Source organism: Escherichia sp. 20412-1, assembly GCF_003027595.1.
In the GTDB taxonomy this organism is placed as follows: Bacteria; Pseudomonadota; Gammaproteobacteria; order Enterobacterales; family Enterobacteriaceae; genus Escherichia; species Escherichia marmotae.
Window position 1 is genome coordinate 1 of sequence record NZ_PYQM01000074.1, and the last position, 7,517, is coordinate 7,517.

General features: G+C 47.5%; 13 protein-coding genes. All 13 read right to left on the minus strand.

Going from position 1 to position 7,517, the window contains the following annotated elements:
- Positions 1 to 163: 163 nt before the first annotated feature.
- Positions 164 to 385: a conjugal transfer protein TraR gene (gene traR, locus C7B16_RS23360; protein WP_107180233.1), complete on the minus strand. Its 222-nt coding sequence runs from the start codon at positions 383 to 385 to the stop codon at positions 164 to 166.
- Positions 386 to 519: 134 nt separating this feature from the next.
- Complete coding sequence (gene traV, locus C7B16_RS23365) at positions 520 to 1,035, minus strand: type IV conjugative transfer system lipoprotein TraV (protein WP_107180234.1); 516 nt, start codon at positions 1,033 to 1,035, stop codon at positions 520 to 522.
- Positions 1,032 to 1,283, minus strand: a complete 252-nt coding sequence (trbG, locus tag C7B16_RS23370) for a conjugal transfer protein TrbG (protein ID WP_001038341.1) — start codon at positions 1,281 to 1,283, stop codon at positions 1,032 to 1,034. The genes traV and trbG overlap by 4 nt, the downstream gene beginning before the upstream one ends.
- Positions 1,276 to 1,596: a conjugal transfer protein TrbD gene (locus C7B16_RS23375; protein WP_244578221.1), complete on the minus strand. Its 321-nt coding sequence runs from the start codon at positions 1,594 to 1,596 to the stop codon at positions 1,276 to 1,278. The genes trbG and C7B16_RS23375 overlap by 8 nt, the downstream gene beginning before the upstream one ends.
- Entirely contained in the window at positions 1,583 to 2,146 is a 564-nt protein-coding gene (traP, locus tag C7B16_RS23380) for a conjugal transfer pilus-stabilizing protein TraP (RefSeq protein WP_107180235.1), read from the minus strand. The genes C7B16_RS23375 and traP overlap by 14 nt, the downstream gene beginning before the upstream one ends.
- A complete protein-coding gene (gene traB, locus C7B16_RS23385) occupies positions 2,136 to 3,590 on the minus strand; it encodes an F-type conjugal transfer pilus assembly protein TraB (RefSeq protein ID WP_107180236.1) in 1,455 nt (484 codons plus the stop codon). The genes traP and traB overlap by 11 nt, the downstream gene beginning before the upstream one ends.
- A complete protein-coding gene (traK, locus tag C7B16_RS23390; RefSeq protein WP_001230787.1) occupies positions 3,590 to 4,318 on the minus strand; it encodes a type-F conjugative transfer system secretin TraK in 729 nt (242 codons plus the stop codon). Before traK ends, traB begins: the two co-directional genes overlap by 1 nt.
- Positions 4,305 to 4,871, minus strand: coding sequence for a type IV conjugative transfer system protein TraE (traE, locus tag C7B16_RS23395; protein ID WP_107180237.1), 567 nt, complete (start codon positions 4,869 to 4,871; stop codon positions 4,305 to 4,307). The genes traK and traE overlap by 14 nt, the downstream gene beginning before the upstream one ends.
- Before the next feature lie 21 nt (positions 4,872 to 4,892).
- Positions 4,893 to 5,204, minus strand: a complete 312-nt coding sequence (gene traL / locus C7B16_RS23400) for a type IV conjugative transfer system protein TraL (protein ID WP_000012118.1) — start codon at positions 5,202 to 5,204, stop codon at positions 4,893 to 4,895.
- A gap of 14 nt (positions 5,205 to 5,218) precedes the next feature.
- On the minus strand, positions 5,219 to 5,578 hold the full coding sequence (gene traA, locus C7B16_RS23405) for a type IV conjugative transfer system pilin TraA (protein WP_107180238.1): 360 nt from the start codon (positions 5,576 to 5,578) through the stop codon (positions 5,219 to 5,221).
- 51 nt (positions 5,579 to 5,629) lie between these two features.
- On the minus strand, positions 5,630 to 6,007 hold the full coding sequence (traY, locus tag C7B16_RS23410) for a conjugal transfer relaxosome DNA-bindin protein TraY (RefSeq protein ID WP_059320963.1): 378 nt from the start codon (positions 6,005 to 6,007) through the stop codon (positions 5,630 to 5,632).
- A 98-nt stretch (positions 6,008 to 6,105) separates the two neighbouring features.
- The gene (gene traJ / locus C7B16_RS23415; protein WP_059320948.1) at positions 6,106 to 6,795 is read right to left on the minus strand and encodes a conjugal transfer transcriptional regulator TraJ; all 690 of its coding nucleotides are present in this window, start codon (positions 6,793 to 6,795) and stop codon (positions 6,106 to 6,108) included.
- 195 nt (positions 6,796 to 6,990) lie between these two features.
- Positions 6,991 to 7,374, minus strand: a complete 384-nt coding sequence (gene traM / locus C7B16_RS23420; protein ID WP_107180239.1) for a conjugal transfer relaxosome DNA-binding protein TraM — start codon at positions 7,372 to 7,374, stop codon at positions 6,991 to 6,993.
- Positions 7,375 to 7,517 lie beyond the last annotated feature (143 nt).

Sequence of the window (7,517 nt, forward strand, 5' to 3'; positions counted from 1 at the left end):
CGTCTGCGTTTCTCCGGTCCTAAGACATCAATCATCTGTTCTCCAATGACTAGTCTAAAAACTAGTATTAAGACTATCACTTATTTAAGTGATATTGGTTGTCTGGAGATTCTGGGGGCTAGTCTACTCATCCAGAATAAAATCTATTTTTTCATTTTCTGATTTATGCATAGTGTTTTCTCTGTCTTTCCTGATACGCCTGACATTCAACGCACAACGTCACACCGTGAAATATTTTCCGCCGGGCTTCCGGAACAGGATTTCCGCATGCTTCACAGAGATAAACAGGAATACCATGAACATTTATTTTCTGGCGTATCCGGTTTATTCCTGTCATGGTCAGTTGTTCTGTCACTGAATATGCTTCATCGGCTTCATCACTCACGGAATATTCCTCCCGACATGTTCTGACACGCTACCGCCCGTCCCTTTTCACGCACAGGGCACTCGTTTTACAGGCAGATTTTGAATACAGAAAGCCCGCCGGCATTGCCGGCTGATATACAACTTCAGGGCCAGTTAATTAATGCGTGGTTTTCCCCACGCAGACGGTTTAATAACAAAAAACACGCTGGATGGCTGATGATAAACATCCTGATTATCAATATAAGGCGCTATCCATAATGCTGCCGTCTGCTCACCCGTTCTTAGCGGACGGGGAGGTGTTACCGGCGCAACTGAACTGACCGGAACAACCGTTTTCACTTCCCGGGCAGCCGTAAACAACGGACGTGGTGCCAGCAGTTTCTGCTCCGGAAGTGCCATCACCGCAGGTCTGCTGCCGGACGGAGTGGTCGCGGTGACGGTCTGCACCGGCATTGTCCGGAAGTTCCCTTCAGCCAGGCGCGGCAGTGATGCCGCAACCGGCTTTGCGTCTGCAGCCTGCTCCATCTTTTTGGCTTTTTCATTGGCCTGCTCCATCGTCATACAGGTATCGGATGTGGTGGCATCACACTCAAAATCAGAGTTTGTTCCGGCACAGCCGGAAAGTAATAAGGTCCCCAGCAGAGGAATAAATAAAGAAATCTGTTTCATTGTCCCTCACCTTTCTCATCGCAGTTCACAAAATCATTCTTCAAATCCCTGACCGTACAGGTTTTTACAATGTCAGGATTTTCAAAAACCGTATTCCGTGATGATTTATAAACATATGCCACAATGCGTTTCCCACCCGCATCAGGTTCTGGTGCACTGACTTCACATAACGGAGGTGTTATTCCGGACTCATACAGCACCGGATAATTTATTTTTTTGACGCTGCCATCAGAAACCAGCTTATTCATCGAAGGGTTCCTTATATTTCTGAATAATTCTGTCGATTAGTTCTTTCACCGGAACAGATTTTCCGCCACCGGATTGTCCGGCAACCACAATATGCCCCGGAGAAGAAAATAAACGCATCGACATTCCCTCCTTCATCACACCGACAGCAGCCATATTAAAATTGTGCGGCACTGATTCAGGACTGAATTTCTCCGGTGCAGGAAGTACGATTCTTGTGGCGCAGTTACTGAGAACAGCATGAATAAAATCATCTGACACGGTTTTACCCGGCACAGAGAGGGCTGTAATAACATTAATATTACGCATGTTCATTTTTATCTCCGTTGTTTCTGTTTGTTCTGTCATCAGGAAGATAAACAGGGCATTTCCTGATTTTTCCCGGCAGGGAAGCGTCTTCCGTATAAACTTCCTTCAGTCGTTCATCTGCGGTTCCCACCCGGACACATTTCATTTTTCCGGGCCATATCATCGGATATTTCCCGGTGCCTGCCGCAAACGACATATACATAAGTGCCAGCGTTGCCCAGAATGCGGTGACCAGTTGCATCAGTGACCGGTCAGTCTCTCTGACATAATCTGCAGCATCAGCAGCACGGTAACGGCAGATTTTCTCTTCTGCTCCTGGAAGATCATGCAGAGAAGGAAAACATTCTCTTACAGGAAACTGCCCGGCAGGGGCTGTTTGTCTTACGAAGTCAATTTCCTGAACCAGTAATTTTCCTGGTGTGGTGTTGTCCTTCCATAAAACAAATAACGCCATCAGGGCCATTGTTGCCAGCGGCCAGATAACCACAAACCTGACGACCCACAGCAGCCAGCGAACGACAAACGCCACACGGAATGTCAGTGCATCACCCGCCATTTCCTCCCTCCTTGCCAGCATCCCCGCCCTGCGGGTTCTTGTCTCCGGACATAAACTGCTGCGGATTCAGGTTGCCCAGCTGTTTCAGCATCTGGTCGGTGTTAAAACCGTTCAGGTGGCTTTCTGCCGAGGGAGGATTCGGCACAGGGCTTTCCGGGTTACCCTCTTCCGCTGTACTCTGTGACTGCTCCAGCGCCATTTCCTCCACGGTTTTCAGCTGGAAGCCATCCTGGAACACCACCGTCACTTCATTGCCCGCACCAATCGGTATCACCGGGTGATACTGTTCAGCACGTTTGATGTAGTAGTCACTGAGCGTCTGTGCCGCTTTCGATGCGCCGCCGCCGATACCCATTTTCAGGACATCGCCGGCCCCGTAAGCGGCAGTGGCACCCAGCCCGACAGCCGGCTGGGAGGCACGCTCCATTCCCTGACCGATACCATCAACAAATCCCGCGCCCCATGCCCAGCCGAGGATTTTGCCGTTACGCATCACCACTTCGCCCTTGATACCGTTTTTACCCCGGAAGCTGACATGCCCCTTAATCGGCATATCAATGGTTTTTCCGTCCTTCAGGCAGCTGATATTGCGGGTGCGTACAATGGCACGTTCACTGGAGACATCCCCCCAGGCTTCCAGACCCACAAAACATCCCGTTGCGTCATACGTTTTGCTGTTCGGCATTTCCACCAGGCCGGTGATACGCAACTGCATCGGTACCGTGGATTCATTACCGGTGACTGAGGCATTGGCATCCGCCCCTTCAATCAGCATGGCTTTCGCAAAACTTCCTGACGGGATATACGGCAGGGAGGGACCTTTCCTGGTGGTACTGCCGTAACTGAATGTTTTACGCTGAATACGGTTAGGCACCGGCACAGACTGGTACGTCACCTGTGGTGGTGGCGTGACTCCATTACCGGGATAAAACGCCGTCGGCGGTGGAACAGCAACGCTGCCCTGCGGCGGGAATGTCGCCGGAACATTACCCGGCTGAGGTTCGCCTTCCGGGCCGGGCGGTGAGGCTGGCGTCTGCGGTACTGGCTCACCGGTCGCGGTGACGGGATTTGCACCCAGGGCTTTTACCTGCTCTGCCAGGGCGGCATTGTCCTGTCCCAGCTTTTCAATACGACGCTGGTCATCACCACGCTGTTTGTTCAGGACATCCAGTTCACGACGGATTTCCTCATACTGCTTCTGCATCTGCGCTGCCGTCACCTGCATCTCTGTGGTGGCATGCTGACGCACCTTGTCATCAAAGGTCGTATCCACTACACCGGTCATATCCGGCACAGGCTCCTGTTCAGCCACGGCCTCACCGTTACCGGACATGTCCACATCAGACAGATACAGTGCACCACCAATCGCGGAGGCTGCACCGACAACCACAATCCCCAGCCACAGGTACTGCTTGCGTTTCACAATGGTATTGATACTGGCCATCAGTTGCCCTCCCCGTCACGGATGACATACACATCCATGCGCGCACCTGCCAGTAACTGGCTGGCAGGCTGGCTGAACATCACGGCGCGGGTTCCCGGCTGCCAGAAGTCACTTTCCCGGATATTCAGGGCAGACAGCGTTTTATTTTCCACGGCAAAGCGGACCATCTTCAGGTGATTCCCCGTCCATACCGCATCCGCCACTGAAGACAGCCCCGCCGGGGCCTGCAGGGTTTCTTTTGTCACCGGGACCTGATACCAGCCTGCGGGTAATTTTCCGCCACGGACGGCCTGGCTGATGGTCACAAGCAGGGATTCGTAAGGCGTGGACGTTTCCCACGCACCGGCTTCTTCTCCGGTTCCGCGCAGGTCACTGACCAGCTGAATGGTACGCCCCGCGCCTTCACGGGGAACGGCCTGAATGGAAAGATTCAGACCACGTTCTGTTTCCAGAATGAAGGTAAAGGGCTTTTTGTTGACGGTGGCCACCACCACACCGCCGGAGGCGGTCTGCTCATTATTGGTCAGGGCACCATCCAGACTGTTCACGGCGATAATCCGGTCACCGGGAACGGTAAACAGATTCGGACTGGTATTGCTGATGGCAATACTGGCCTGACCACCGTTCACCATTGGCACCACGGTGGGGGCCAGCGTACCGTTTGCGGCCATCACGCTGCAGGAAAAAAACAGGCTGCCGAATATTATTGCCGTATTATTTTTTCTCATCGTCTGTTTCCCCGAAATTATCCAGCCAGGTCACCCCGTTTTCCCGCTTCAGAATAAGGATGTAATGTTTGATATCAGTGAAAGGTTTTGAATCACCAATCCAGGTTTTAAGCACACCACGAATTTCCACACGACCATACTGAGGCCAGACACGGACACTGGTCTGGAAAAAGGCTGAGTTCACGTTATCGTTTTTAATACGCTTCGCTTCTTCAGCCAGAATAACTTTCATCTGGTTCTGTGCACCCGGACGGATATATTGCAGAAGTGCCTGATGTGAGGCATCGACGGTTTCTGATGAAACATTCAGACGGAGGGCAATAAATGACAGCGCCATCTGCTGTAAATAAGAGGCATCGGCACTGTTCTGTGACACGGCAAAGGGCACATTAAATCCCATGGGGGTCACAGCAGTGCGTTGCTCATTCTGAAGACGGTAGTTATTTATCCCCTGAATGACGTTAACAGAGAGGCTGAGAACAATAAGCACTGACATAAATATAAAGGCGATGGCCATTACACGACTGGTACTTAAACGGGCACCGTGTTCCATATAACAATCCTGGTATCAGTTCTATTTAATCCACTGCCGGAAACACGAATCAGGAACATTATGAAAAATACCGCGCAGCAGGGCTGTTGGCATATACCAGTAAATCAGGTCACGTAACCAGGAACTGCCCCGCCCTTTTTTCAGTTTTTTAATCCCGAAATAAACCAGAACCGCCGCACCAATACCGAACAGATATTTTGATGTCATCATTCCCCAGCCAATACAGATTACAGCGGGAATAAGTTCATCCAGTGGCAGGCCAAACCAGCGGCTCTGGTTGGTCAGTGTTTCCGGGAAACGATATTTCTTAAGTTTATTCTCGTCTCCCGACATCGTTTTATTTCCTGTCAGAGACCAACGACGGTCATACCCACGGCAATAAATACAGAGATGATGGCAAAACCGGCGAGGAACTTGACGTTTTTGGTCATCATGTACATGACCGCACCGACCAGCACTTCAGCCAGGATAACCCATTTTACCGCACTGGAATCCTTACCGAAGGTGGCCTTGACCGTACCATTACCGCTGGCCATCAGGTCCTGACCTGCACCACCGGCAGCCATCGCCAGCTGCGGGAAGAACATCATCAGAACAGCAGCCGGGATCACTGCACGAACCAGGCGAAGCAGGGTCAGTTTAGAGAAAAAAGATGATTTCTTTTTGACGGGCGCAGAAGCACCCTGAACACTTAAAACAGTATTCATAAGTTACCTCTAATTAAGATAGGATAATAAAAACTAAAACTCTTTAAATGTTTAATCGCTCTCTTCCGTTACCTCCCTGAATATCTCTGAGTTATAAAAATCAGGAAACTTGATCAAATGATCAATAACTCTGTCTGCAGCCTCATCTGTTTTACACCATCCACTACGATTTTTGGCTGCAATAAGTAGCTGGTTAGTTTCATCATCCAGACGCATTGTCAGATACTTAACCAGCGACTTACCATAGATATTCCCTGCCCTATTAAACTTTGGATAGCGGTGAAGATGATCTTTAAGTCTTATTACTGCCTCAAACGATCGACTTCTTCCGCTTCTGTTACTTGCCTCAATTAATAGACTTTCCACATCTACAGGTAATTTTAGTTTTACCATCTTACCTGTTGCAGAACGTGTACCAAATCTTTTCAATAACACCTCCCGCTGTTTATCTTCTGGTTACCACTTATGTTTACAGAATAATCAGAAAAGGTAAATAGACGGAAAGTCTATATTTTATTAACACTTTATTAACGCGTATTTATGATACACATAGCCTTCTCGTACAAATAATGAATAAACTTTTTATTGTAGAGTAAGATGATTAACTCATCTTTATTAGAAACAGAGAAGTAGTCGCATATCAGAGATGCGTGTTTCTTTGATGTGGAGATGGATATGTTTAATATTCTTGCTATAGCATTATGACTGATTCCGGTGCTATATAAGTAAAAGACATCATTTACATATGATGATACAGAAGAATCATCACTCATTCTTCTGATTATATTTCTGATATCATCACTGACAATCGTTTTTTGATTATAACTGTCTTTATGACGAACATGAGCAGCATCATAAAATTGCCACAGAATGATATTTCTGTGTCCATTAAGAAATGACTGGACAGATATTGTCCAGAATCTGTTCTGAATAAAAACATCCTCTACAAGATTAAGATGCGTATGCTCATTCCTGTATGCTTCCATCTCTGTGACAGAGATCAATTCACAAAAATCTCTCTGCGACAGAAGCCATTTTTCAGCACTTTGATCTTGTGTAAGAAATGACTCATGAAACAGCGTATTGCAAAAAATAAATTTTCCAGTTTCGTCCCTGATACAGGCTGGATTTGGATAATCCTGAATAACTGCCGTCAGATTTCCCAGCAGATCTATTTGACGAGCATGTTTTTGTTGAATACGATCCATCGGATACATAGGAACCTCCTCACAAAGGATTCTATGGACAGTCGATGCAGGGAGGTCTGAACTCCCTGCATCGGCGATTTTTAATATCAAGTTTTAACGTGGTATTAACCACATAATTAATATACCCCTTATGTGGTTAATTGTCATCAAATTGAAGCAGATCAATATTCTGTTATTTGAAGCAAATCAACTTTTAATTCTTTTTTATTCCTCATCATTTTTTGGAAAGAACCTCTCCATATCAGATGACACCTTCTCCCTGATATCTTCGACCATATTCGCATATTCAAACTTGGGATTTCCTGAGACATGAGGACTGAGAGACTCAATACCCAAAATTTTCGCTACTGATGATTGTGTTTTTACAACGCATTCAAGAAGCAATTTATTAAACTCAGTCTGATTAAATGCAGACTCTTTACGCTCCATCTGAGCTTCATACACACGAAGCCCCAGTTCAAGAAGCATTGAAGCTGTTGCTGAAAAACTGACATCTTTTTCCCTTGCCCCTTCCTGTCTACGCTTCTCAATAATCGCATTTATTTTTTCATAGGCATCATTGCTGATATACAGGTTCACCTTAGCCATTAGAGATTACCTTTTTTGAACATAAAATAAAGTTAATTTCGAAACACTAAAATTCATAATGCAAACAGGGACGCACCGCTAGCAGCGCCCCTGGCGGTATCCTATAAAAAAACACACCGCGCCGCTAGCAGCACCCCTAATAT